20 protein-coding genes and 1 pseudogene are annotated in these 24,886 nt (G+C 57.0%); 11 read left to right on the top strand and 10 right to left on the bottom strand.

Translation table 11 applies throughout. The features are described 5' to 3' along the window. Positions 1-148: 148 nt before the first annotated feature. The 3 genes from LPU83_RS64755 (at position 149) to LPU83_RS64745 (ending at position 4,341) form a co-directional block, all read left to right on the top strand. Entirely contained in the window at positions 149-1,390 is a 1,242-nt protein-coding gene (locus LPU83_RS64755) for a glycosyltransferase family 4 protein (protein ID WP_024316868.1), read from the top strand. A gap of 532 nt (positions 1,391-1,922) precedes the next feature. Further along, positions 1,923-2,861, top strand: coding sequence for a glycosyltransferase family 2 protein (locus tag LPU83_RS64750; RefSeq protein ID WP_225040012.1), 939 nt, complete (start codon positions 1,923-1,925; stop codon positions 2,859-2,861). A 31-nt stretch (positions 2,862-2,892) separates the two neighbouring features. Further along, positions 2,893-4,341, top strand: coding sequence for an SH3 domain-containing protein (locus LPU83_RS64745; protein WP_024316870.1), 1,449 nt, complete (start codon positions 2,893-2,895; stop codon positions 4,339-4,341). 15 nt (positions 4,342-4,356) lie between these two features. On the opposite strand, the pseudogene LPU83_RS73550 reads toward LPU83_RS64745, so the two are convergent. Further along, positions 4,357-4,546, bottom strand: a pseudogene (locus LPU83_RS73550) (IS630 family transposase); the annotation flags it as partial. Positions 4,547-4,733: 187 nt separating this feature from the next. On the opposite strand from LPU83_RS73550, the gene LPU83_RS64740 reads away from it, so the two are divergent. Continuing rightward, entirely contained in the window at positions 4,734-6,230 is a 1,497-nt protein-coding gene (locus tag LPU83_RS64740) for a hypothetical protein (protein ID WP_024316871.1), read from the top strand. A gap of 765 nt (positions 6,231-6,995) precedes the next feature. Here LPU83_RS64740 and LPU83_RS64735 read toward each other — a convergent pair. From LPU83_RS64735 to LPU83_RS64700, 8 genes are all read right to left on the bottom strand, one after another. Next, positions 6,996-8,378: an O-antigen ligase family protein gene (locus LPU83_RS64735; RefSeq protein WP_225040014.1), complete on the bottom strand. Its 1,383-nt coding sequence runs from the start codon at positions 8,376-8,378 to the stop codon at positions 6,996-6,998. A 336-nt stretch (positions 8,379-8,714) separates the two neighbouring features. Further along, the gene (locus LPU83_RS75470; RefSeq protein WP_024316873.1) at positions 8,715-9,932 is read right to left on the bottom strand and encodes a glycosyltransferase family 4 protein; all 1,218 of its coding nucleotides are present in this window, start codon (positions 9,930-9,932) and stop codon (positions 8,715-8,717) included. Positions 9,933-9,996: 64 nt separating this feature from the next. Beyond that, positions 9,997-10,617: a polysaccharide deacetylase family protein gene (locus LPU83_RS64725; RefSeq protein ID WP_225040018.1), complete on the bottom strand. Its 621-nt coding sequence runs from the start codon at positions 10,615-10,617 to the stop codon at positions 9,997-9,999. A gap of 55 nt (positions 10,618-10,672) precedes the next feature. Beyond that, complete coding sequence (locus LPU83_RS64720; RefSeq protein ID WP_024316875.1) at positions 10,673-11,632, bottom strand: glycosyltransferase family 2 protein; 960 nt, start codon at positions 11,630-11,632, stop codon at positions 10,673-10,675. A gap of 89 nt (positions 11,633-11,721) precedes the next feature. Then, positions 11,722-11,997: an acyl carrier protein gene (locus LPU83_RS64715; protein ID WP_024316876.1), complete on the bottom strand. Its 276-nt coding sequence runs from the start codon at positions 11,995-11,997 to the stop codon at positions 11,722-11,724. A gap of 37 nt (positions 11,998-12,034) precedes the next feature. Next, positions 12,035-13,261 carry a pyridoxal-dependent decarboxylase, exosortase A system-associated gene (locus LPU83_RS64710; protein ID WP_024316877.1) on the bottom strand — a complete coding sequence of 409 codons (1,227 nt, stop codon included), beginning with the start codon at positions 13,259-13,261 and terminating at the stop codon, positions 12,035-12,037. Beyond that, positions 13,258-14,841 (bottom strand): acyl-CoA ligase (AMP-forming), exosortase A system-associated, encoded by a 1,584-nt coding sequence (locus tag LPU83_RS64705; protein ID WP_024316878.1) that lies wholly within the window; start codon positions 14,839-14,841, stop codon positions 13,258-13,260. The genes LPU83_RS64710 and LPU83_RS64705 overlap by 4 nt, the downstream gene beginning before the upstream one ends. Before the next feature lie 18 nt (positions 14,842-14,859). Then, complete coding sequence (locus tag LPU83_RS64700; protein ID WP_225040020.1) at positions 14,860-15,672, bottom strand: hypothetical protein; 813 nt, start codon at positions 15,670-15,672, stop codon at positions 14,860-14,862. A gap of 388 nt (positions 15,673-16,060) precedes the next feature. Between LPU83_RS64700 and LPU83_RS64695 the strand changes: the two genes are divergently transcribed. The 3 genes from LPU83_RS64695 to LPU83_RS64685 all read left to right on the top strand — a co-directional run bounded on the left by LPU83_RS64695 (position 16,061) and on the right by LPU83_RS64685 (position 18,625). Continuing rightward, on the top strand, positions 16,061-17,185 hold the full coding sequence (locus LPU83_RS64695) for a glycosyltransferase family 4 protein (protein WP_331000933.1): 1,125 nt from the start codon (positions 16,061-16,063) through the stop codon (positions 17,183-17,185). Beyond that, the gene (locus LPU83_RS64690; RefSeq protein ID WP_024316881.1) at positions 17,157-18,092 is read left to right on the top strand and encodes a glycosyltransferase family 2 protein; all 936 of its coding nucleotides are present in this window, start codon (positions 17,157-17,159) and stop codon (positions 18,090-18,092) included. The genes LPU83_RS64695 and LPU83_RS64690 overlap by 29 nt, the downstream gene beginning before the upstream one ends. A 371-nt stretch (positions 18,093-18,463) precedes the next feature. After that, positions 18,464-18,625 (top strand): hypothetical protein, encoded by a 162-nt coding sequence (locus tag LPU83_RS64685; RefSeq protein ID WP_157997387.1) that lies wholly within the window; start codon positions 18,464-18,466, stop codon positions 18,623-18,625. A 33-nt stretch (positions 18,626-18,658) separates the two neighbouring features. Here the strand turns inward: LPU83_RS64685 and LPU83_RS64680 are convergent, their stop codons facing one another. Further along, entirely contained in the window at positions 18,659-22,288 is a 3,630-nt protein-coding gene (locus LPU83_RS64680; RefSeq protein ID WP_024316882.1) for a hydantoinase B/oxoprolinase family protein, read from the bottom strand. A 249-nt stretch (positions 22,289-22,537) separates the two neighbouring features. Here LPU83_RS64680 and LPU83_RS64675 point away from each other — a divergent pair, with 249 nt between their 5' ends. The 4 genes from LPU83_RS64675 (at position 22,538) to copD (ending at position 24,862) form a co-directional block, all read left to right on the top strand. After that, a complete protein-coding gene (locus tag LPU83_RS64675) occupies positions 22,538-22,900 on the top strand; it encodes a hypothetical protein (RefSeq protein ID WP_231052117.1) in 363 nt (120 codons plus the stop codon). A gap of 158 nt (positions 22,901-23,058) precedes the next feature. Further along, on the top strand, positions 23,059-23,571 hold the full coding sequence (locus LPU83_RS64670) for a copper chaperone PCu(A)C (RefSeq protein ID WP_024316885.1): 513 nt from the start codon (positions 23,059-23,061) through the stop codon (positions 23,569-23,571). 47 nt (positions 23,572-23,618) lie between these two features. After that, positions 23,619-23,987 (top strand): copper homeostasis periplasmic binding protein CopC, encoded by a 369-nt coding sequence (gene copC / locus LPU83_RS64665; RefSeq protein ID WP_024316886.1) that lies wholly within the window; start codon positions 23,619-23,621, stop codon positions 23,985-23,987. Beyond that, positions 23,984-24,862 carry a copper homeostasis membrane protein CopD gene (copD, locus tag LPU83_RS64660; RefSeq protein WP_024316887.1) on the top strand — a complete coding sequence of 293 codons (879 nt, stop codon included), beginning with the start codon at positions 23,984-23,986 and terminating at the stop codon, positions 24,860-24,862. Before copC ends, copD begins: the two co-directional genes overlap by 4 nt. Positions 24,863-24,886: the final 24 nt, after the last annotated feature.

Here is a 24,886-nt window from a genome sequence, read left to right as displayed (position 1 = left end):
CGCGGCCATATCGGTGTATTTTAAATATATATTCACGTAAAATAATTATCGAAAGTTGGTATTGATGTTACTTCGTCACCCAGAACATATACAAGCTTGATGAGTGGTCGGGCAAATCTGTCGAAAGCGCTCTTAATGGAGGGGTGTATTGCGTATTCTCGTATATCCTCACGATTTGACGCTCGGCGGCAGTCAGATAAACGCAATTGATCTTGCTGCTGGAGTTGCCGAAAGGGGCCACGAGGTTATCGTTTACGGTATTCCCGGGCCTCTCGTTGATTACATAGAGGAAAGGGGTCTTCGCTTCCTGCCAGCTCACGACCTTAAATACCGACCTGCGCCATCGCGAATTGCGCAAATTGCGGCAATATCTCGTCGCGAGCGACTTGATCTCATCCATGCGTACGAATGGCCGCCGTGTCTCGATTCTTATTTTGGCGCGGCTCTGGCTCTGCGTGTTCCGCTCCTATGCACGGTTTTGAGCATGCAGGTCATGCCACACATTCCGGCATCGGTTCCGTTGATTATGGGAACGGCTGACCTCGGCGAGGAAGCGCGTAAGCGTCATCGGGCGAATGTCTGGGTGCTCGAGCCGCCAATCGACGTGGAACGTGACAATCCGCACATCAGCGGAAGAGAGTTTCGGTCTGCACACGGCGTAGGAAACGAAGAGTTTTTGATCGTAAGCGTCTCACGTCTGGCGCTCGATCTTAAGCTGGATGCACTGGTAAGAGGTATCGACGCAGTGGATCAGCTTGCAAGCTCACACCCAGTGAAACTCATTCTGGTCGGAGATGGGCCGGCCCGTGGTGCGCTGCAATGTCGTGCGGATGACGTAAATAGACGCCACGGGCGAGAGGTGGTTGCGCTAATCGGCGCTGACCCCGATCCGCGCAGCGCTTATGCGGCAGCCGATCTTGTGATTGCCATGGGGAGTTCGGCACTTCGAGCGTTGGCAATCGGGCGCCCGCTCATCGTTCAAGGTGAGCAAGCTTTCTCTGAACTGTTCGACCAAACCAGCTGTGAGCTTTTCTTAAGACAAGGCTTCTACGGACTGGCAGATGGTGCATCCGGCCCCAGTCGATTGGTGGCACAAATCGCGCCCCTTATTCACCAGCCAGACCGACGCAGCGAACTCGGCCAATTTGGCAGAGAGTTCGTGAGTAAGCGTTTTGCATTGCACCGAGCTGTCGATTTTCAATTGGATGTGTATACGTCCGTGGTCAAAGCCTCCCCCGCAGCTCGGATCGGCGAAGCACTCCGCGCCGCTGGTCTGGCAGCGTCAGTGGAAATCGCCAATCACAACCCTTTTCAAAAGCGTCGAAATCGGAACCTCCAAAAGACGATACTATCAGCAGCACGATCTGGTGAATGGCCCCCCTCTTTTTGAGGTTTTGGCGACTACGATCGATGGCATGCCACACGTGTCGACAACGACCATCATGCCCCCTTCTTCGTAAACGTGACGACTGCAGCACGATATGGAGTATGGACATTGGCTAAACGCCATGCAGCCTCGGAAAGCCTTCGAACACCTCGTCATTAAGCTTCGGCCGCGCGTGTGAAGCTCGGCCGTAATCCCCAAGCTGCAATCGGTCTTTCTTCCTCCACACCTCTCGTTCATCCTTCCAGGGTCAGGGCAAGAGTGTCTCTTGCGCCGTCAGCTTGCCAGCCAGGCGAGCTGGCCGGGAAGTATCTGCGCCGTCTCATATGAAACCTCCCGGTGCGCACCACCCAGTTATTGCCCTCCAAGCGAAACCGAGTCCACGCGCACGGTCCCCAAAATCCCTACAGCGTTAGATCCGATTGTGACCGGGGGACCGACCGAGTTGCTGGTCTGCAATCTCAGCCACTATCTCTTTGGGAGATCGGACGGCTACCACCTATTGGGCAAATTACATTGCAAGCCAAAGAAGACTAGGATGGCTGCGAATGCCGAACTGCGCACAGGAGCCTTTATGCCTAACATCGTCTCGGTGATACTTCCAACCTATAACAGAAGTCGCAGTTTAGTCGCTGCGATGAATAGTGTCCTTATCCAATCACATAAGGACCTTGAACTGATTGTCGTTGACGATGCCTCATCCGAAGATATTGAAAGCGTGGTGCGGGGAATAGGCGATACTCGGGTCAGGTATGTCAGGCGACCACAAAACGGCGGTGCAGGTGCTGCGCGCAATACGGGCCTTGCTCATGCCACAGGTGATTACATAGCTTTTCAAGACAGCGACGATATTTGGCTACCCAACAAACTCGAGCGACAGCTTCAACTTCTTGCGTCATTACCCGAGCACGTCCAGGTCGTGACGGGAGCTAAAATTGTTTACTATGGCCCCACACGCATGTTGCAAGCGCCGCCGCCAGAAGGACCGCTTCGTATAGACGAGAATCAGCTGGTCCGACTTTTGACGGAGAACCGGATCAGTGTTCAAAACGCGCTGTTCCAGAAGGGTTGCTTCCCCGGAACGGATTGGTTCGATGAGTGCGCGAGTGCCAATGAGGATTGGGAATTCGCAATTCGGCTGGCTCAGCACACGACCATATACGAGGATATGGAACCGGTCGTACTTGGCTTTATCTCAGCCGATAGCATATCCATGAATGATCGCAGAGAGCTAATTGGATACCTGCGTATACTGAGGAAGAACAGAACAATACTTAGAAAACTGAAGATTCAACGATCGCTGTTGATGATCGGAGCTAGTAGATACTTTCTAAAGCTTGGGAAAAGATCCACTGCGAGGAAGTTTCTTGTGGCAAGTTTTTTGGATAATCCGCCGAATATCAGGCTCCTCATATCGCCCATGGTCAAAAGGGCTATGCATTTAAGTTCTTGGCGGCCAAACCGGGCGGGAGCGTGACGATTTGCCGACGGTCGCGACGGAGAGGCCGATGAAGAGACTTGCAGCGTTGATAGCGTCGGCATCGATGTTCGCCACGAGCGCGGCTGCGACCCCGGCGGTGGCTACAGCGACCGTCAATTTTCGCTCAGAGCCAGGCACGGGCTATGGCAGCTTCGGAAACATCCGGGAGGGCAGCCCGCTCGACGTCTCCGAATGTGATGCCAGCGGGGCTTGGTGCACCGTCAAGTTTTTAGGCAGGGATGGGTCCGTCAACGGCAAATACATCAATCGCACCGAACCCGACAGACCGCCGTGGCCGCGCAGCTTCATGACGGGCAACGGTGCGACGCTGACGCTTTTCCAGCCACAATTCACCGACTGGCCCGCGTTCACCGAGCTCAAAGCCAGCGATGCCGCAAAGCCGATCTACGGTGTCATCAGCGTCAGCGGAAAGACCGTCGCACACGACGATACGGACCAGGTCGTCATCACTGACATCAAAGCGACACAGGTGGACTTCTCGACCCTGGACCGGAAAGAGCCCACCGATCTGGCCCTCGAAGTCCGCAAACTGATGCCAACGGGTCCGATTACCGTGTCGAAGGAACGGCTGGCGGACAGCCTTCCCACCCCGACCTCCGGCCACCCCTCCACGGGTGGCATCGTGGTCCTCGGACGCAGCTTCCCGAACGAGACCAACACGGGCGTCCCGGACGACCTCAAGTCGAGCCTGACGCCGTACACCGGCTCCTGCACGATCACCGCTGCAGACGTGAAGATCGACCGCAAGGTTATCACCTGCGATCAGCTCCGGCTCCTTGGCCCTAAGACCGCCATCACAAACTCGATCATCAACGGCACGGTGTACTCCGACTGTTGCTACCTGAACGGATCCTACAGCCTGACAGACTCCGAAGTTCGTGGGCCAGACTCCACGGCCACCGTGGTCGGTGAGGCCAGGTTCAAGCTCCTCCGCGTCGAGGTGTCAGGTGGCTCTCGTTCGGTGAACTGCAACACCACCTGCGAGATCCGCGACTCCTACATCCACGGCCAGTACGGCGACAAGCGTGGCATCGACCACGAGTCCGGCATCCGGCAGGACTCACACGGCACGTTCGTGCACAACACGATCTCCTGCGACGCCATCGCTTACCCCAACCCCACCGGTGGCGCGGGATCGGGCTGCTCTGCCGCGGTCTCAGGCTATGGCGACTTCGGCACCGTGAACAACAACACGTTCACCGACAACCTGATCGAGTCCCGCGAGGGACTCACCGGTCAGGCCGCCAGCTCGTACTGCGTGTACGGCGGCTCCACCACAGGAAAGCCGTACCCGAACGCGCATCACATCGTGTTCACCGACAACATCTTCCGGCGCGGCGGCATGGGCAAGTGCGGCATCTATGGACCAGTCACCTCGTTCGACTCCAACGCTGAAGGCAGCCTCTGGCAAAGCAACCTCTGGGACGACGGCGCGACCGTTCCGCCCGCCAACTAGAGCGCGTCCGCTTTGATCGAGGTCATATCCTGCGGCCGCGAAGTAGTTTGCACATTCCTGCGGTTTGCAAAGCGTCCCGATTTTCCCGACGGTATCCCACAACGCATCAACCGACCGCTCTTTGCCCACAGAAGCGCTTTCAGTTTGGAAAGGGCCATTTCAATGGGTTGAAGTCGGGACTGTGGGGCAGGAGATAGAGCAAAAACGCAGCTATACACGCAAAAGCTTCCTCGTATACGTATAGTCCTCCACCATACTTGCGTTTTCATCCAAATAGATGACCCACGAGTGCGTTTACGTTCATGAACACTATCGGGTAAACTTGGAAAGCTTCGCCCCGGGATGCGGCCGGATCTGCATTACTTAGGCATCCTCCTCCAAGGGAAAAAGACATGTTGCTGCCAGGACAAGATAACTTTGATGGACAGTTCGTCATTTCGACTGTCGCCAAGCCATGCCCGCACGGCTGGCAGCAACGTCAACTCGGCACGCTTTTCCTGAACTTGGCTCCGACAACGCCTGTTGTGCCGGTGGTGGATGCCGACAACCGGTCCATCGGCTTGCTGTTAGGTATGCCCATCGACCTTGATCGAGGCGTTATTGTCGACGGGCAGTACAGGGTCGACTGCAAGCTGGATGACGTCCAAGACCTGGATGATTTCGTTGAGAAGAACATTTATCGATTGGCTGGAAGCTTCCTGTTCGTCCTCAGCGCGCTCGGATCGAGACGCATCTACCTTGATGCCAATGGCACACTCTCGGTGGTATATGATCCAGAGGCAAGAGTTGCTGGCGCGACCGCTTCGGTTCTTCTCGACGCCGTCGAATATAAGAAGCGTTTTCGAGCAGAACTTTACAAAACCCTCGATATTGAGGACGCCGGTTGGTTCACGGCCGGCCTCACGGCACACGAGGGCATCGAACGTCTTCTTTGCAATCACTACCTGGATTTAGACAGCTGGGCGGCAAGCCGCCATTGGCCGGTCGCAACAATCGAGGTCTCTCCCGATCCAGTGTCGACTTGCGCAAGAATCTGCGACCGCATTTCTAAAACGATAGAGATCCTTGCACGCGCCGGCAGTACCAGTGTAGCGCTGACTGCAGGCAATGACTCGCGCCTTCTGCTGGCATGTTCCCGGTACATGCTCGCGAACCTGACTTTTGTGACTGTGGCGGCGCCGACAGCAGATTTGGATGTCGCCTGCGCGAGACGCCTGGCGCGTCAGTTCGGCTTGCGGCATCAAGTCTTGCAGTACCGTGAGGCAACTGAAGCGGAGGCGGATCTTTGGCGGTTTAGAGCTGGTCACTGCGTTGGCGGCAACAACGTCAAGATGCACCCGAGCGTCAAGCCGCTCGAGGGACGACCCTTTGTAGGTGGCCTTGGGGGAGAAGTGGGCCGCGGCTTCTTATGGCTGAATGCCAGACCTGACACAGTCATAGACGCCAAAGGTCTGGTGGCTAGGTTGAAGTTGTCACGGACCGCCGAGGTGGTAAGCGCGGTGGATAACTGGCTTGCCCCCCTTGCCCATTTCGACGCTTTTTTCATATTGGATCTTGCCTATCTTGAATTGCGGATGAGCACGTGGGGATTTTGCGATTCGTATGTAAAACCAAAGCAACTCGAAATTCACCCCATGATATCCAGAGCAAATTATGTGGACATGCTGTCCCTTCCGCCGGAGGTGAGACGCAAGGGCGACATATATTTCCAGGCCATCGAAGCCCTCTGGAAAGAGGTGTCGGAGGTTCCAATCAACAAATACGGGAACTACAGAGACATGCTACGGCCGGCCAAGGAGGCGATCCGACATCCAAAGCGAGCATCAAGGAAAGTGATGCAGATCGTCGGCGCCTGGAGATCGAGGACGGCTGAAAAGAGCCGGACGTGAACACTGCGGCGCTCATCGCAGCCGGTATTTCGGGTCATTGAGTCAGCGTGAGGCGCGGCTTTCAAAGGTGTGCTGGGGAAGCGCTCGAGACTCATTCACCAGGACGAGCCTCAGAATTGCCTCGGCACGGAAAACGCATCCGAACAAACCGAACCGAAGCGCTCTTCCTTCACCGGCAGGTGGTGTCCCGGCAACCTTCGCGCCGTTTCGTCAAGTTGATGATCGTGTCGAGCCTGGACAGGAACAGATCTTGCTCCCTTGGATCACTTGGTTTTGGCATCCGCGTGCCGGCGAGATCCGCATCACCCCATCCCGACCCTGCAGCCCGATGAATTCACAACTCTCGAGGAAGGTCCTCGATGTCCCAAGTGCCACAATCTACGTGACCGCGTTTCAACCATCAATTTCGAAAGGCCCGCGGTTAGATCCGTCAACCAGATGGCCGTTTCGCGGCCGCTTACGCCATCATTGATCGCTCAGCGCGTCGCCCACAACGACGGCAGTCCGGCCCGTCGATCTCATCCAGCCTGCCCGACCAGCCGCTGTTCAACGCGTCCAAAAGAGGCAGGATCTTGTGACATATTCCGGCTAGGCCGAATAGAAGGGGTCAGTGAACGCTTAAGGACTGTTTGCAGTGACAACTGAATCTTGCCACCAGGCCAACGGGGGTACGTTACATCGGGCAAGAACGCCCAGGCGGTTCGAGAGCATTTTGGAGTCCGCTCCTGTCCCATCGTGGATTGGTGCACTGTGCAGCGGTTCCACTCACGAATACTTCAAACTTATCGATATCAGCGTCATCGGAGCAGCTGCTTTCTGCCTAAGTGGAGGGCTGCCTAATCCTAGGTTTGTGCCTGCGCCACAAGCGCTTCGAGCTTGCGATTCGCCCTGCACAACACGATAGCGGGCCCGCGGCTTGCGAACATTGCCATTGTGACGTTCTGATTGCTGGCTGCTGCTGCAATCGAGAATCCACACACCGGAGCCGACTAGGAAGAAAAACCAAACGTATGCGGCCACCCAGAAATGCACGGTTGAGCCAACGAAGACAAGGGCTACCATGCAGATGAGATAGGACGTCCTGCAACCATCAATATCAGGATCGATATCAGTTTTCTTCGCGACAGAGAGCCAGATAGAAAGCAGGGATAGCACCATGAACAGGAAACCAGGCACGCCATGCCGCATAGCCATCAATAGCCAGAAGTTGTCGACACTGTCTCCTGGCATCCATTGTGGCCGCGCCCAATCACCCAGCCCAATTCCAAAAATTGGATGATTAGCGACCGATGCAGACCCATACTCCCAGATCCAAAGCCGATACCATCCGGTCTGCTGATCAAACGTGAAATGCGAAATATAGAACTGCGCCGGTGTTTGATTGGAGCCAAGCTCAACAATGAGATAACCGACAAATGCAACTGCCCAAAGCAGCTTCCAGCGAGCGGTAAAGCCGCCAAGAACCTTGTTCCACTGCAGCAAGGCAATTTGGAAAACCACCCCGGCCAGCGGCGCAGAAGACATCGACAGGAACGCGGAAAATCCCACCAAACCGGTTAAAACGCCGCGCGAAATACCCGACACCTTTCCCTTCGTCGCTAGGTATGTCAACGCGAGCATGCTTCCGCAGAACGTACCAAATAATATCGAATGGTTAAAAGGTCCCTGGACGCGCGAAAAGCCCATCCGGGGCGCCATCCATGTTATTGCCTCCGTCCGGAATACTGATCCAAATGCGAGAAGCAGCAAGTTGGTCCCCGTCACCCATTCATAAACGGTGAATGGCAGCAGGCATATGATCAGTTTGGCGACAAACACCACCATATTGCGGAAGTCGTCAGCATTGCGAATGCAAACCCGGGCCAGGAGGTACGAACCGATCGTTTCTATGAAAAGAATGCCCGAAGGCTCAATGGCCTGGTCGATACCCTGCACGACCACAAAGGAAATTGCCGCCCACAAACAAAAAAGAATGAGGCCGAAATCGGCCACTCTTTTTTTCCCCGCTTTCCCCTGCGACCACTTGACGATGCATGGCAGGAGCGCGAGCAGGAGGATAATCCGATAGACCGAAAGATTGAGCGGCCCAATTGGAAGTACCCACGGGACCAGCAGGCCAGCAAGGAAAACCTTGACCGGCCACGCCAAGCGCGTCTCGTCTGCTTGGTCGGAAGCTGATTTCCGGGTCGCGGCGATGAGATTGTCTGGCGGCCGTGCGCCTTGATCGACTGTCGAGCTGCGTAGGTTTGTCTGGCCTGAGCGAGGTCCGTGGTAGTTGCTTGTTATCATTTTCTGCCCGGTCTCACTCACGCTCGACAGCCATTTGGAAATCGATCAATGACCAGGCCAAATAATAGTCACTATTACCTCCGACCGCGATTAATACTTCTGATATTTGCGTCGTCCAAATTGACTAACGTATGGTGATTTCGACAGCCAGTCTTCGAGAGCTCTGCTGCCGCTCCCCAACCCGAGCGTAGCCGTTCAACTCCGCACTCGGCCATTGTTCATAAGGTCGGCATAAATTGAGTCCATGCGGTCAAGTTTGGAGGACCACAAAGCAGTTTGCGTCGCGTGGGCGTAAGATGCAGCACCCATACGCACACGCAACGCGGGGCTTACCACAAGCCTGCGTACGGCATCGGCAATGTCGACCGCAAGTGCGTCCGGCGTAGAGATGCCAAGCTTAATTGCACAGAGATCCGACGTCGCACTCCCGGGACCGCCGCGATCAACCACGACCAGCGGCAGTGAAAAACTCATGGCTTCGAGTGCAACGTTTCCACCCGGTTCGCGGTAACTTGGAAAGACGAAAACGTCCGCCTGTCGATAGAATCCGGGAAGCTCATCCTTTGGACGCCACCCCAAGAGGGAGACCCGCTCGGAAAGACCCAGAGACGCTATCAGCGCCTCGCATGCTCCGCGATCAGGTCCATCTCCGACAATAGCAAGCTCTACGGGCAAATCACGCAACAGCGCCATGGCGTTAATAATGTCTCGCGCGCCCTTCGTCCGGATTAGACGCCCCGCGTATAACAGCTTCACCGGACCTGATTGTCCGGATTTGACGATCGGCGGAGGCATCACGTCGATACCAGTCTCGCTCATGACTTCGAAACGCCTTACGGGAACTGCGGACAACTGTTCTTCAACGTATCGCGCTATACCCAGAACGCAGTCGGCACTTCCATATGTTCCTCGTAGGAGTGGGTCCCAACGAAGACGGTGGCGATCCAGATTGCGCAATCGAGTGTACCACGGGGAAGAGCCATCCTCCCCTACAAACCCTGGGGGAGTATTGAGGCCACCTCCAACTGGCCCGATAACGAGTGGTAAACCGAGATTTGCCGCTGGCGACGGATACCGCATCGCGACTGGGACGGGCTGATGCACAATATCGAACCTCATGCCATCCGTAAGTGCTTGCCGTATCCACCGTCGCGCACGGTAGTAAAAGGGAATGTAACCAGGCTTGAGAATGCTGTTCAGTCGCTCCGCCCGGCCAAGGACCGGAGGCTCGCTCCACTCCACGATTTTCACGTTGCTGAGTTGCCGAGCGGCAGGCGTTGCACCCTTCTTATGATAGGTCAGTAACGTCACGTCGTGACGCTCACCGAGCCGCCGAGCCCACTGAAATGCGACCCACGCCTCGCCAACATCTTCACCATTGCATGTGGGTGCCACCAGCAGCAACTTTGCCATCTCAGTCTCTCCCTCCGGTCAATGCTCTTCGGCGAAGACTTTCCAAGCCCTGACGCGCTGATCCTTACACTCGAAACTTCGTCCGCGCGGCGTTACGAAGCTTTCTCCAGAAAGGGATCTTTCCTGACAGAACATCGTCTAGCCAGCTGTCAGCGGTCTCTGATCGCACCGAATTTCTAGGCTTAAGGAAGCCCTCCACTTTAGCGCTCCCTCCCCCGCTTGAGTAAGCCGCCCTGTATCCCGCATTTCGTATCTGCTTCAAAACAGCGCCATTGTACCATCCAAACGGCATCGAAGCCGCGTTGACGGGGCGATCACATATTTGTTCCAGCTGAGCTTTTGACGATTCGAGTTCATAGAGAAGCTCGTTGGCCGTCAGTCGCGTCCAGTCACGATGACCAACGCCGTGGCTACCTATACGCATTTCCAAAGCAATAAGAGTGCGGATGTCATCCGCTGTAAGAGAACCCTCCTTCCCTATACGGCCGGTCAAGACAAAGAATTGCGCGCGAAGACCGCGTTGGCGAAGTTCGGGTGCAGCAATCAGGAGATCGGAGGCGTTTCCATCGTCGAACGTGATCGATATTCGTTCGCGTGCGGGATGAGAAGCAATCCGATCGAGGATCGTCAGGAAGCGATCATGGCTGACCCAATAGTCGGCTTCGCCCGGCTCAAGCTCACGCATCGGCTCTCCAATCCCGTGGAAATTAACGATGCGGTACTCACCTACTCTCGCCATCCTAGCCCCGCGTGCTTTCCAGAAATGCAGCAGCTGACCGCAGCGGAGCCAATGCGCCGACCAACGCTGCACGATGCGACGCTCCCCGCCACGACCGGGCTGCGTGTCCAATAGCCACCCCCAGTTTGAAAAGCGAGGTTCGCAGTGCCCCGTGGTGACGGCGGTAGTAACGAATCCTGTTGGCGGTCAGCAGTGCGAACAGCCGGGGTCCCGTGCCGCTTCCCCCGCCGGCATGCATCACCTTCGATCTCGGCTCATAAACAATGTCATATCCCGCCTCGCGGATCCTTCGCTGGTAATCCACCTCTTCACTGTAGAGAAAAAACGACTCGTCCCACGCGCCGACAATTTTGCGGACCTCAGACGTTACAAGCAGCGCCGATCCTGTGGCCCATTGGACAGACCGGCGGCGATCGTACTGGCCAAGCTCGCCAACGATCTCGCCAAGCCCCAGTCGAGCAGCCAAATTGCCGCCTAAAATTGAATCCGCCCAGGCGGTGATGATCGAGGGCTCGCGTCTCAAAGTGGGATCGATGGATCCATCTTCCTTATAGTTGAGCGGAACGACCACTCCCACTTTCGACGTTGCCACCTGCTCGATTAACGGCTTGACTGCGCCAGGATAGAGCCGAAGGTCAGGGTTTAAGATAAGCAAATGGGCACCGGCATTTGCTCTCCGGGAAGCAATATTGATCGCTGCCGCATAGCCGGCGTTTCGGCCCGTTCGGATAACTGTTGGGCGCAGGGGATGGTCCTGAGCGATCTCTGCGGACCCGTCTTTGGAATCATTGTCGACTACAATAACCTCAAACCGATCCACTCCCTCCAGGCCGTCGACAAGGGAATCCAATAGCGCCGGCAAGGCATCCGCACTATTGAACGTTACGATGACGACGGCGACGCTCGCCCCGGCTGCACTTGCGCCGAAGGGGTAGAGGACATTGTCTGCTAACGCTGTCATGTCTGCCTCACATAGTTCAGTTCGCCCCCCGATCGCGAGCTCATCAAAAGCCTCGCGAACTCGCTTGGAAGCCTCGCGTTCCGAATTCTCTAGCCGACAGCGACGTCGGCTTTTGGCCGATGCAGGTCGACGAATGATGCAATCGACCCAACCGTTTCGAATAGTTCAGCGCTGAAATCGTCGTCGTCGATCTTGATCCCAAACCGAGCTTCAAGAGCGGCCGCCAAGCTGAGCACTGCAAATGAATCAAGTTCCGGCAGATTTCCGAACAGTGGGGTTGATGGGTTGGCGATGCGGCCCCGGTCATTGATTTCGAGGGTTTCGGCGATGACGTCTTTCACAGACTCGAGTGTTGAAGAATTCATGATGCCTCCAGTGATTGCGAATACTGATAACGACGGATCAAACGAGCACCTCCGGCGGCATGGGATGACCCAGAAATGCGGTTGGGCTTGCGGTCAAGCCATATGCGCCGGCTTGGAAGACAACGACGAGATCGCCCACGTCTGCGGGCGGCAAAGAGACATTGTCGCCGAGCAGATCCAGCGGGGTGCAAAGGCACCCGACCACCGAAACGATCTCCCGCTCGATGCTATTCATCTTGTTGCCGATGACGATGGGATAGTTGCGGCGAATTACCTGGCCAAAATTACCTGATGCAGCCAGTTGATGATGGAGCCCTCCGTCAACGACCAGATAGACCCGTCCTCGCGAAACCTTGCGGTCAACCACTCTCGTGACATAGACGCCAGACTCGCCGACAAGGTACCGGCCGAGCTCAATGACAATTTTCGCACCAGGCAATAAAGGGCGGATTGTGTTTTCAACCAGCTCGGTAAGCCTTTTCCCTACAGGAACGAGATCGAGAGAGCGGTCCTTTTCAAAGTACGGGATCCCGAAACCGCCACCGAGATTTAGGTAGCGAACGGAGTGACCATACTTTCCGGAAAGATCCAGCAGCAGTTCGACATTCCGAGAGAGAGCTTCGCAAAGAATATCCGAGTGGAGATTTTGTGAGCCCGCGAATACATGAAATCCGAGGAAATCCAGGTCTGCGCTGGCCAGTTTTTCAAGCAGCGACGGCACCTCTTCGGCATCAACGCCGAACTGTTGCGGTCCGCCGCCCATCTTCATCCCCGAGCCCTTGACCTGGAAATTCGGGTTTACTCGCAAGGCGACCCTTGGTCGGATGCCGAGACGATTTCCAGCTTCGATAATGCGCGAAGCCTCTGACTCCGATTCCATCTCGATCGTCACGCCAGCAGCGACAGCCTGGGCCAATTCGATCGCCGTTTTGCCGGGTCCGGCAAAACTGATGCTGGAGGAAGGCACCACGGTATCCAGCGCGGTTTTCATTTCGAATGCGGAAGCGACATCGAATGAATCGACAAGTCCCGCCAGGTGCTGAACCACTGCCGGCATCGGGTTCGCCTTGATGGCATAGCTGAGTTTGACGTCCTTCGGCAGAACCGAGCGGAGATAGGCCACTCTCGCGGTTATCAATCGGCGGTCGTAAGCGAAGAAGGGTGTCGTTCCGACGCGGTCGGCGAGACGATCCAGGCGGACTCCGCCGACAGCCAGGCAGTCTTCAGCAACGTCGAACATGTCGATAGAAGGATGTGCGCTCACTGTCCCAATTGCTCCCTCAAGAGTACGCGGTCGAACTTGCCGTTTGGGTTGGTGGGAATTGACGCCATCTCGATTACCTTTGACGGCACCATGTATTGCGGCAATCGATGTCTGAATGCTGTCAGCAAGGCGCCAACATCCAGCGTTTCGGCAACCGGACTTGCAACAAGAACGATACGCTGCCCAAGGGCTTTGTCATCTATCCCCATGGCAACGGCGTCGCGCGTCAGACCCGTGGCATAGGCCACTTCCTCGATTTCGGTTGGACTGACACGATACCCAGACGTCTTGATCATTTCATCGCGCCGGCCGACGAAGTACAAGAACCCCTCTTCGTCCCGGACCACTGTATCTCCGGAAAACACGGCCAATTCGGGTTGCCGCCATACGGCGCCGGTTCCTGGCCACGGCCGAAAGCGTTCGCTGGTGCGGGCGGGATCGTTCCAATACCCCAGCGCCACAAGCGGACCTCGGTGGACCAACTCCCCCGGTTCGTCAGGATCACACAGCGTTCCGTCCGGCCTCACGACAAGGATTTCTGCATTGGGGATCGCCTTTCCGATCGAGTCCGGCCGACGATCGATTTCAGACGGGTCGAGATAGGTGGATCGAAAAGCCTCCGTCAGTCCGTACATCAGGTATGGAAGCGCATCGGGAAAGGAAGACCGTAACCGGTCAAGTGTCGCCTTGGGCATCCTCCCGCCTGTATTTGCAAAGTAGCGCAGTCGAGCGCCGACCTCGGCTGGCCAGCTAAGGCCCGCGACCTGAATCCAAAAAGGTGGAACGCCGGTAATCCCCGTGACCTTGTGCTTCTCGCATAGTCGCACAACGTCAAGAGGCAGGAGGTAATTCATAAGCACGACATGGGCGCCGGAATTGAACGCCGTTGTCAACTGGCTCAACCCCGCGTCGAAACTCAGTGGCAGCACCGACAGGATCGTGTCGTGCGGACCGTTTCCGAGATAGTGACTAACGCTCTCAGCGCCCACGATCATGTTGCGATGGCTGAGCACCACGCCCTTTGGCTTTCCCGTACTTCCGGAGGTGTAGAGGATCGCCGCAACATCACAATCGACGCCTGCAGAGGGAGGTTCGTCTGCTTCTACCGGAACCAATTCGACCCACGAATGGGTGGCTGGAGACTGTTTATCATTCTCAATCTCTGATCCCGGCCCGTCGACAAGGACGACATGTTCCAACGATGGAATGTCGGCGAGGTGGTCCTGGAGTTGAGCCAGACGATCTGTTGATGTCACCAATATCCTGACATCGCAGTCGGCCAGTATGTAGGCGACTTGCTGTGACCTCAATACGGGATTGATGGGCACCGTTACGCAACGTGCCGCCGCCGTTCCGAATATCGAAACGATGGTCTCAAACCGTTTATCGAGGAGAACCGCCACGCGGTCGCCTGGTCTCGTTTCGAGGGAGCCAAGGCCTGAAGCAAATCCGCAGGCGTTTTGCCATAGCTCAACGTAGCTACTGGTGATGTTCTTGTATGTCAGCGCGGGAGAATTGCCGAACGACGCTGCCCCATGGCGAAGCAGATCGGAAATATTGCACTTAATCGGCGGCTGCATTGGTGTCCAAACTCCTCACTACCAAGGTACGCAGGTAAGTTCGCTGTAGAGGTAGTCGACCTCGCTCGCAGACACTCGGTCGCTCAAGAACATCTTTGGACGCGGCGATCGAAGCGAGATGGACAGTTTTGGGTGCACGTCGGCAAAGCGGTCTTCGACAAAGGTCGCGACAACACCAAAGCGCGTTAGCAGGTAGCTGTAGATCTGGTGAGCAGTCTCCGCGAAAAGGTCGCGATCTCCGACATGCAGGATCGATGCGAACACCCGCAGTCTTTTGCGCGTATCCTTGCGGAATATGACGTAGCAGCAGCGATCGCGCTTTATCACAGCGAGATGATGTGCGGCAGGGGCAAGGACATGGTCCTTGTAGATACCAAGATTGCGTTCGTCGAGATGACGCTCGATTAGACGTGGATCGGTGACAATCGAAACGCCGCTTCCCCAACTCGGCCGCGGAAGGTTTATCACCAGGGCAGCTGCTGTGTCGATTTGCTGGAACTTGAGGCGACGATTGAGCGGAACGACATTCCCGCTTGGCGACAGATCGGTGAACGTGTAGCCACCCTGGTCAAGGAGTGCCTTCAGGAGTCGCAGGCCATGCGCTCGATAGCCATCCAGGACGCACCAGGCACTCAAGTTGCAGAACTTCTCGACGCTTTCTCCAACGCGTCGCGCCGAATAAAAGGCAACATACACGCCGACGATGCGTTCTCCACTGACCAGCATGTAACCGTGATTGGGGGACGTTGCCTGCCATGATGGCCGTATCGCCGATGCCCATGTCGCTGATGACAGTCGCCCATTCAGCTCTGCATGAAGGAAGTCTGCCACTCGCTGCACGTCGCCAGAAGAAATCGGACGAAGCAATGTACTTCCATCTCTTTCTCGGAAAATTTCCTCCGACACTGACGTGTTTTCCTTTTGCCACTCATGTAAACAAGCAAATATCGAAATATCTTTACATACAATACTATCCAGATTCATAGATACCCATATGGTTGAACCACGGATCAACCAAAGGCCACCCTTTTTAACCGGTTTGGTAACTAGAGTGGCGTGGCGGCGGGACCGTATCATCGAGCCTTGATGTGTTTTCAACACACGGGAGGCTGTCATTCCTAGCAACCATCACATTCTGATCCTGGTCGAGAATCTGCCGGTTCCGTTCGATCGTAGGGTCTGGCAGGAAGCGAAAGCGCTAATTGAGGCCGGCTATGAGGTGTCGGTGATATGCCCCAAGGGAAAGGGACACGAAAAAAGCTACGAAGTCCTGGAGGGGGTCCATATATACCGGCACGCTCTTCGCGAGGCCTCTCGTGCAGCTGGCTACTTGAGAGAGTATTGCCTTGCGCTTTTTCACCAGACCTGTCTCTCTTTCCGCGTTCGCCGGCGCCAGTCAATCGACGCCATTCAGGCGTGCAATCCCCCCGACCTGATGTTCCTGGTGGCGCTGATCCATAAATTGCTATTCGGCACACGCTTTGTATTCGACCACCACGATCTCAGCCCGGAACTCTATGTTACCAAGTTTGGGCGCAAGGACATGTTTCACCGGTTGCTCTGCTTCTTTGAACGGCAGACATTCCGGATGGCGGACGCCAGCATCGCGACGAACGAGACCTTTCGTGACATTGCCATCGCACGCGGCGGCATGGCTCCCGATCGCGTCGTCGTTGTCAAGAGTTATCCGGAAGCTTCCCGTTTCCGGCGCACCCTTGCTGATCAGTCGCTCGTCGCTCCCGGCAAGCACCTGATCGGCTATCTTGGCATCATGGGTGAGCAGGATGGCGTGGAGACCATGGTGCGCGCCCTCGCCGAGATTATCCACGTGCGCAAGCGAAGCGACGTCCATGGCCTCATCATTGGCGATGGTCCAGAACTTGGTCGGCTGAAAAAGCTCGCAGCCGAGCTGAACCTTGGCGATTCCTTACGCTTCAGTGGCTACCTGAGCGGTCAGCCTCTCATGGCGCATCTGTCTGCGCTCAACATCGGTGTCATTCCAGATCCGCCCAACGAATTCAACGACAAGCTCTCAATGAACAAGGTCTTTGAATACATGATGCTGGGCCTGCCCATCGTTCAGTTCAACCTTCGGCAAGCGAGGCGCGATGCTAGGGAAGCGGCCCTTGTGGTCCCGGAGCATTCGCCAGAAGGCCTCGCGGACGGAATTCTTGCGCTTGTGGATGATCCGCAGCGGTGCATGGAGATGTCAGCTGCGGGACGAGCCGTCGCCGAGCGTGAGTTCCAGTGGGCAACCGAAGCTCGCCGCTATTTGACTGCCTACCGCACGGTGTTTCGCAGGAGGTTGGACGTCAATGATAAGCGTCATTATCCCGCATCTTGACCAGCCCGAAATGCTCCGAAGGTGCTTGGCTTCGCTGACACGCGAGGTTAACCCGAGGCTCTCGGTGGAGATAATCGTGGTGGATAACGGGTCGAAACAGATGCCCGTGGAGGTTTGCGCGTCCTTTCCAAATGTCAAGCTTCTGTCGCAATCGGTGCCCGGTCCAGGTCCGGCGCGCAATCTCGGTGTAGCAAACGCGGCCGGAGACACCCTTGCTTTCATCGATGCTGACTGTATTGCCGCGGATGGGTGGTTAGATGAAATCGAGCACCAGTTTTCCTCTGATGCAAAGAAGTCCATCCTTGGCGGAGACGTGCGGATCGGTTGCGAAAATCCAAGCCACCCGACGCTTTTGGAAGCCTATGAAAGCGTGTTCGCCTATCGCATGAAGGAGTACATAGCAAAGCAGGGATTTACGGGAACCGGCAACCTGGCAGTGCGCGCGGAGGTCTTCGCCTCGGTCGGTGAATTTGGGGGCATCGATATCGCCGAAGATCGTGATTGGGGTCAGCGAGCTTTAAGAGGAGGCTATCGAACGCATTATTGCGAGAAAATGATTGCCTACCATCCCGCTCGCAAGAGTTTTTCGGAATTGGCCTTAAAGTGGCAGCGACACACTGCCCATGATCTTGCCCGTATAAAGGGCAGACGCGGCTGGAGGTTGCGCTGGATCGTGCGGGCCGCCGCTGTTGCTCTTTCTCCCGTTGCAGAAGTGACACGGATTTGCAGCTCAGCGCGCCTGAGCGGTTGGAGGTCGCGCGGACTGGCTTTTGTTGGCCTCGTCCTTATCCGCGGCTACAGAACCGCTATCATGGTTTCACTTGCCTGCGGCGCGACTGATGCGATGACGCTAAGCCGTCGCTGGAACCCGCGGTCCATAGCTGGAACTCCTTCAAAGAATAGGTGAGCCATCGTCATCGCGCCGAACATCGCAGATGACATCCGGAAGACGCGAAAATCTGGCCAAGGTTGACACCGGTCGAAAGGGTGAAAAACATGCCTTGCTTTGCCTGTCGGTTCTGACCGTCGTTAGCAGCGCGCAGGCAATCGACCTAGCTCGTTTCCTGGCCCGAACAATTCCGGCGTGCCGAAGGGCACTGAGCTTACGCCCTACACGGGTCCATGCGGAATTACCGAACCGAACACGGTGATCGACGCCAAACGGGTGACTTGCGACTTGCACATCAAGGCGCCCGGTGTTCGCATGACGCGGAGCACGACAACCGGATCGATGTCGACACCCCGGCGCCTCCGTTACGATCGAGGACAGTATGGTCGATGCGGGAGACAAGCATCCATTTCTCACCCGATTGCCTTATCGAGGACTCGTGGTTGCATGGCCAACATGAGCTCAAGCAGCGCACTATGGCCGGTATCGACGACGTCAATCGTCACCCCGTCATCCACACCTGGACCCACAAGCTCGCCGAGGCCGCCTGATATGCTTCGAACCACGAAAACGCGCTACTAGGATCAGTTTCCAACCCCGCCGGCGGTCGGCGTGATGACCGTGACGGCCTCCCCCGCCTCGAGCACTGTCTGATCACTCGCCCTTAGTATTTCGATCCGACCATCCAACCGGCGGACACTTGTCACCCCAACCCTACCGTCGCCGCCTCCATTGAGGCCCCGAGGCGGACGGTTGCGGTGGGACGACAGGATGGCGCATTCCATCCGTTCCAGAAATCGAATGGTACGCTCAGTCCCGTCGCCGGCGGTCCACTTGCCTTTTCCACCGGAGCCCTCCCTGATGTGAAAGTCCTCCAATAGAACTGGGAATCGCAGTTCCAGCACCTCCGGATCGGTCAGGCGGGAATTCGTCATGTGTGTGTGGACACCAGCCGTTCCAGCAAAGCCGCGGCCGTCGTTCATCTGGCCCGCCGGCGAGCCCGAGCAGATCGTTTCGTAGTATTGGTATTTCGCGTTGCCGAACGTCAGATTGTTCATCGTCCCCTGCGCATTGGCCATCGACCCCATTGCGCCGAAGAGCGCATTGGTCACGTGCTGGGATGTCTCCACATTCCCTGCTACGACCGCAGCCGGATAGGCCGGCTTTAGCATGCAGCCGTCCGGAATGATGATGTTGATCGGTCTCAGGCAGCCAGCATTCATTGGAATGTTGGCCTCGACCATCACTCGGAATGCGTAGAGAACTGCAGCGCGAGTGACCGGCTCCGGCGCATTGAAGTTGTTCATCTTCACTTGCGAGGTTCCGCTGAAATCCACAGTGGCCTGGCGCTTCTTGCGGTCAACCATGATCTTGACCTTGATCACCTGGCCCGTGTCGGTCGGGTAATCGTATTGAGCGGTATCCGGCAAGCGGTCGATGACACGACGCACGCTTTCGGCCGCGTTGTCCTGCACATGACCCATATAGGCTTCGACCACCGAAAGACCGAAATGAGCAACCATTCTGCGCAACTCCGCCACGCCCTTCTCGTTGGAGGCAATCTGCGCCTTTAGATCCGCGATGTTCTGGTGCGGATTGCGCGCCGGATAAGGATGATTTGTGAGGAGCTCGTACAGTTCGGCCTCGCGAAAGCGACCGCGTTCGACCAGATGGAAGTTGTCGAAAAGCACCCCTTCCTCATCGACGGTCGTCGCAAGCGGGGTCATCGAGCCCGGCGCCGTGCCTCCGACGTCGGCGTGATGTCCGCGGGAGGCAACATAGAACAGGATGTCGCATCCGGTGTCGTCGAAGACAGGCGTGACGACCGTTATGTCCGGCAGATGCGTGCCGCCGTTGTAAGGGGCGTTCAGAGCAAACACGTCGCCTGGGCGAATATTACCCGCGTTCAACCTGATGATCGTCTCCACCGATCGGTCCATCGAGCCCAGATGCACCGGCATATGTGGTGCATTGGCGACCAGCGCACCGGTCCGATCGAAAACGGCACAGGAGAAATCCAACCGTTCCTTGATGTTCACGGATGAGGCGGTGTTTTGCAGCGTGAGGCCCATCTGTTCTGCAATCGACATGAACAGATTGTTGAATATCTCCAGCATCACCGGATCGGCCAGCGTCCCTACTGCTGCTGCCGTTTTCTTCTTTTCAACGCGACGGAGCAAGACGTGGTTCTTCTGGGTGATCTCTGCCTGCCATCCGGGTTCGACGACGATCGTCTGATTGGCTTCGATAATGAGCGCTGGACCGAGGGCCTGACCACCGGGCAGGAGATCATCACGCTTGAAGACGCTGGTGTCGCGCCAGACGCCATCGAAAAAGACGCGACGATTTTCAGCGGTGCGAGAAACCCCGGCTACGGTCTCCTGGTTGCCCTCTTGGTGCCTTTCAGCGGAGCGATCGGTCCCCTCGACGCCAACGGATTCGACGACAATCATCTTTTCGTCGTAGACGAAGCCGAACTGCGCCTTATGCGCCCGCTCGAAATCGGCCCGCGCCGCCAGTATCGAGCCGTGGTAGAAATTGACCGGCAGCGTGGTGTCTGTACCCTCGTAACGGAGATCCAGGATGGGTCTAAAGTCGATTTTGTTGGCTGCTATGCCTTGTGCCTTCAGCTTCTCGCCGACGTCGGCGGTCAAGGAAGCGATCAGGCGGCTAAGCTCCAAGAGCGACTCTTCCGACAGCGGTTTGATAAACGCTTGCTGACGGGATGCGAAGACCGAAGACAAGCCCATGCCGTAAGCCGACAGCAGCCCGGAAAAGGGATGGACGAGCACCATTGACATGCCGAGGGCATCGGCAACAAGGCAGGCATGTTGCCCTCCGGCACCACCGAAACAGTTCAGCAGGTAGCCCGTCACGTCATAGCCACGCTGTACCGAGATTTTCTTGATCGCGTTGGCCATATTCTCGACCGCGATCTTTATGAAACCTTCTGCGACACTCTCCGGGCTGTATCCGGTGGCTGCCTGGGCCGACAGGACCTCGAATTTGGCGCGTACGGCATCGGCGTCGAGGGGCTCGTTCTGGCCTGGCCCAAAGATTGCGGGAAACAGATCCGGTTGCAGCTTGCCGAGCATGACGTTGGCGTCTGTCACCGCCAATTCCCCGCCACGACGATAGCAGGTCGGTCCCGGATTGGCCCCCGCCGAATCAGGCCCGACGCGGAAGCGGCCGGCTTCAAAATGAAGGATGGAGCCGCCGCCGGCGGCGACCGTATGAATGCGCATCATCGGCGCCCTCACTCGAACCCCTGCAACTTCGGTATCGAAGGCGCGTTCGTATTCGCCGTCATAGTGGGCAACATCGGTTGAGGTGCCTCCCATGTCAAAGCCGATGACCTTGTGGAAACCGGCGAGTTTTGCAGTTTCCACCATACCGACCACACCGCCTGCCGGCCCCGAAAGCAGTGCATCCTTGCCCTGGAACAAACGTGCGGCGGTTAGACCACCTGATGACATCATGAAATTGAGGCGCGGCGACGCCTTTCCGGCGCTCTCCACCCCGAGCTCGCCGGCCACCTGCTGAACGTAGCGAGATAAAATCGGCGAGAGATAGGCGTCCACGACGGTCGTATCGCCCCGGCCGACCAGCTTAAGCAGCGGAGATACGTCGTGGCTCACCGAAATCTGCTTGAATCCCGCCGCCCGGCAGAGGTCTGCGACCGCTTTTTCGTGCTGCGGATACTTGTAGGAGTGCATGAACACGATCGCGACTGCATCAATCCCGTCGGCTCTTGCTCTGGTGATCGCCTGCTCCACACCGGAGGTCTCGAGCGGCACCTCGATCGAGCCATCCACGCGAACACGTTCATGGACCTCCGCCACCCGCTCGTACAACTGTTCCGGCAGAATGATCTCCTTGGCAAAAATGTCAGGGCGGGCCTGGTAGGCGATGCGAAGCGCGTCACGAAACCCCTTGGTGATCAACAAAAGAACCCTGTCGCCCTTGCGCTCCAGAAGCGCGTTTGTGGCAACGGTCGTCCCCATGCGAATCTCGCCAATGCGATCGGAAGGTATCGGGTCGGCCGGCCCGAGACCGAGCAGACCGCGAATTCCGTGGATCGCCGCATCGCGATAAGATTCCGGGTTTTCGGAGAGAAGCTTTCGCGGATGCAAACCGCCATCTGGCGCACGGCCAATGATATCCGTGAACGTGCCTCCGCGATCGATCCAGAAATTCCAAGCCCCATCAGTCATGTCCCGTGCTCCGTGCTGGACGCCAGAATATCGCAGTCGGTGCCGCGACCGCTCATCCAGACAATGTACAAATTGCCCTCCTCATTCAATGTGCAGCACTCACGCGTCGCAACAGCGTCAGCGATCGCGCCGCGAGCCCCTTTCAAATTGCCGCATTGAGATTTATTGAAGTCTCGCATACTGACGTCCTGTCAGGGAGAATGACGGTTGAGAGCGAGGCAAGCGAAAATCACGCAATGGATGGCACGCATGATCTGCGCCATCGCGCTGCTGCTTGTCGGCTTCGCTCATCAAGCGCCATCCTTTGCCAAGGACGCCCTCGTCCCCGCCGAATTTGCCGAATACGTTCTGCCGGACGGCACGCTTCCCGTGATCTGCGTAGCTGGCAAAGCCGGTGGGATGCACAAGCATGAGAAGGCGCAAATGCATGGCTGCGAGGCCTGCCGGATCGGTGCCTCGGTCTTGCTGCCGGTTCCTCAGAACTCTGGCACGAAGCTTATTTGGACCTCAACCTTTGCCAGGCAGGTCTACGACACCGAGATATCTCTGCGGCGAACACTCCCGCCAAATACCGGCCCGCGGGCACCTCCCCGCAATTGGGCATGTGCTTGACAGCGAATCCCGCAATGCTTGCAGTTAAGGTGGCCCCTCTGGGATCCGTTTAACCCGAAGCAGAGCGTTTCCACATCGCATTTTCATTTCGCAAGGAAGCTCCCGTCGACGCCGCGGTTTTTCGTGCCGTTTAAGAGCCTATCCTGTTGGAGACCATTATGAAGCAGCTTTTGAGACTCGTCACAGCCCTGTTGTTTGCTGGCTTGTTCGCCGCAATCGCCGATGCCCATGACTTCAAGGCCGGAGACATCGCAATTGGCCACCCGCATGCACGCGCCATGGTGCCGGGCGCCAAGGTCGGCGGCGGATACCTCAAACTCACCAACACCGGTTCGACCGACGACAAGCTTATCAGCATCACTTCTAAGCGGGCAGAAAAAACGGAAGTCCATCAGATGAGCGTCAGCAACGGCGTGATGACAATGCGCCCCGTCGCCGGGGGACTCGTCATTCCAGCCGGCCAAACCGTCGAGCTGAAGCCAGGCGGCTTCCACATCATGTTCATGGAAGTGGCAGAGCCCTTCAAGGAGGGCGAGATGATCAAGGCGACCCTGACATTCGAAAAGGCGGGCTCCGTCGACGTCGAATTTGAAGTTGGCAACGCTGGCGGAGCCAGTGCCAAAGACCACCACTCCGACATGGACGGCATGGATATGCCCAAACCGCAATAGGCTCCTACCCCTTACGAAACCGTCGTCTCAATTTAGAAAGTAAGAACATGCCGACACTTTCCCGCCTTGTCGCATTGTCCACCGTTGCGATCCTCGGCGTTGCCGGGCAGGCCCTTGCGCATGCACAGCTGACGAAAAACGTGCCTGCCGACAAGGCAACGGTCGCGACCTCCCCTGCCGAACTCGACCTGCACTTCTCTGAAGAACTCGACATCAAGTTCTCCGGCGTGAAAGTCACCGGCCCGGACAAGGCGATGGTGAAAACCGGCGACGCGATGCTGATGGATGAAGGCAAAACCTTGATGGTCCCTCTTCCCGAAATGCTTGGCCCCGGCGCCTACGCCGTGGAATGGCACGTCCTTTCAACGGACGGCCACAAGACCAATGGCACTTACGGTTTCACGGTCAAGCCGTGACACCAGATGCTGCACTCATCCTGTGCCGCTTCCTGTTTGATGCCGCCGCCGTGTTTTTATGGGGCGCATCGGCCTATCTCTGCTGGGTCGTGCCTGCTGACCTGGCCGCACAGGTGAGCCGACGGCTCCGCAACTGGTACATCCTCGCACTCCTTCTCGTCATCGGCACGACCGCATCGCTGCTCCCGTTGCGCGCGGCAACGATCGGGGAAGGCTGGAGCGATGCGGTTGGGCCCGAGATGATACGAACCATTCTTTCAGGAACAAACGTCGGGCGAGCCTGGATTGCCCAGGCCGGTGCCACCGTTGTCCTGGCAATTTCGTGCCTTGCGCCAGTCCCGTTCAGACACCGCGCCCAGGCGATCATCGCCGGATTGCTGTTGATCAGTCTGACGATCAGTGGTCATGCCGCGATGAACAGTGGTTGGCTGCGGGCACCGCAGCGCCTTAACGACGGCCTTCACCTCCTGTCCGGTGGCGCCTGGCTCGGGGCCCTGGTGCCTGTCATCGTCATCCTGCCGATGCTTCGCGACGCACGGTGGCAGAATGACGCGCGGGCAGCGCTGATGCGGTTTTCGACCGCGGGCCATGTTGCCGTCGCAGTCGTGATCGCGACCGGCATCATCAATACATTCCTGATCATCGGATCGCCTCCGCTGAATTGGCGGCTCGACTATCAGTTCCTGCTCAGCATCAAGATCCTGATCGTGTTTGTCTTGGTCGCGCTTGCGATCACCAATCGCTACATTCTTGTCCCGCGGCTCGCAAGCAGCCCATCGCTGCAGTTGCTGAAATGGGCGACTGCCGCAGAAATGGTCTTGGGCTTGGCGGTGCTAGGCCTGGTTTCGGTGTTTGGCACCATGCCGCCAACCTGAGGGGCCCGACGCTTCCAAATCGCT

Source organism: Rhizobium favelukesii (assembly GCF_000577275.2).
Taxonomy (GTDB): Bacteria; Pseudomonadota; Alphaproteobacteria; order Rhizobiales; family Rhizobiaceae; genus Rhizobium; species Rhizobium favelukesii.
Note: the sequence above shows the minus strand (reverse complement) of the source record. Positions and strands in the feature narration are given on the sequence as shown.

Coding starts and splice junctions, on each gene's coding strand:
- LPU83_RS64750 (WP_225040012.1), top strand. CDS start 1,923: ATGGCTGCGAATGCCGAACTGCGCACAGGAGCCTTTATGCCTAACATC.
- LPU83_RS64745 (WP_024316870.1), top strand. CDS start 2,893: ATGAAGAGACTTGCAGCGTTGATAGCGTCGGCATCGATGTTCGCCACG.
- LPU83_RS64740 (WP_024316871.1), top strand. CDS start 4,734: ATGTTGCTGCCAGGACAAGATAACTTTGATGGACAGTTCGTCATTTCG.
- LPU83_RS75470 (WP_024316873.1), bottom strand. CDS start 9,932: ATGGCAAAGTTGCTGCTGGTGGCACCCACATGCAATGGTGAAGATGTT.
- LPU83_RS64725 (WP_225040018.1), bottom strand. CDS start 10,617: ATGCGTGAGCTTGAGCCGGGCGAAGCCGACTATTGGGTCAGCCATGAT.
- LPU83_RS64720 (WP_024316875.1), bottom strand. CDS start 11,632: ATGACAGCGTTAGCAGACAATGTCCTCTACCCCTTCGGCGCAAGTGCA.
- LPU83_RS64715 (WP_024316876.1), bottom strand. CDS start 11,997: ATGAATTCTTCAACACTCGAGTCTGTGAAAGACGTCATCGCCGAAACC.
- LPU83_RS64705 (WP_024316878.1), bottom strand. CDS start 14,841: ATGCAGCCGCCGATTAAGTGCAATATTTCCGATCTGCTTCGCCATGGG.
- LPU83_RS64690 (WP_024316881.1), top strand. CDS start 17,157: ATGATAAGCGTCATTATCCCGCATCTTGACCAGCCCGAAATGCTCCGA.
- LPU83_RS64685 (WP_157997387.1), top strand. CDS start 18,464: ATGCGGGAGACAAGCATCCATTTCTCACCCGATTGCCTTATCGAGGAC.
- LPU83_RS64680 (WP_024316882.1), bottom strand. CDS start 22,288: ATGACTGATGGGGCTTGGAATTTCTGGATCGATCGCGGAGGCACGTTC.
- LPU83_RS64675 (WP_231052117.1), top strand. CDS start 22,538: ATGATCTGCGCCATCGCGCTGCTGCTTGTCGGCTTCGCTCATCAAGCG.
- LPU83_RS64670 (WP_024316885.1), top strand. CDS start 23,059: ATGAAGCAGCTTTTGAGACTCGTCACAGCCCTGTTGTTTGCTGGCTTG.
- copC (WP_024316886.1), top strand. CDS start 23,619: ATGCCGACACTTTCCCGCCTTGTCGCATTGTCCACCGTTGCGATCCTC.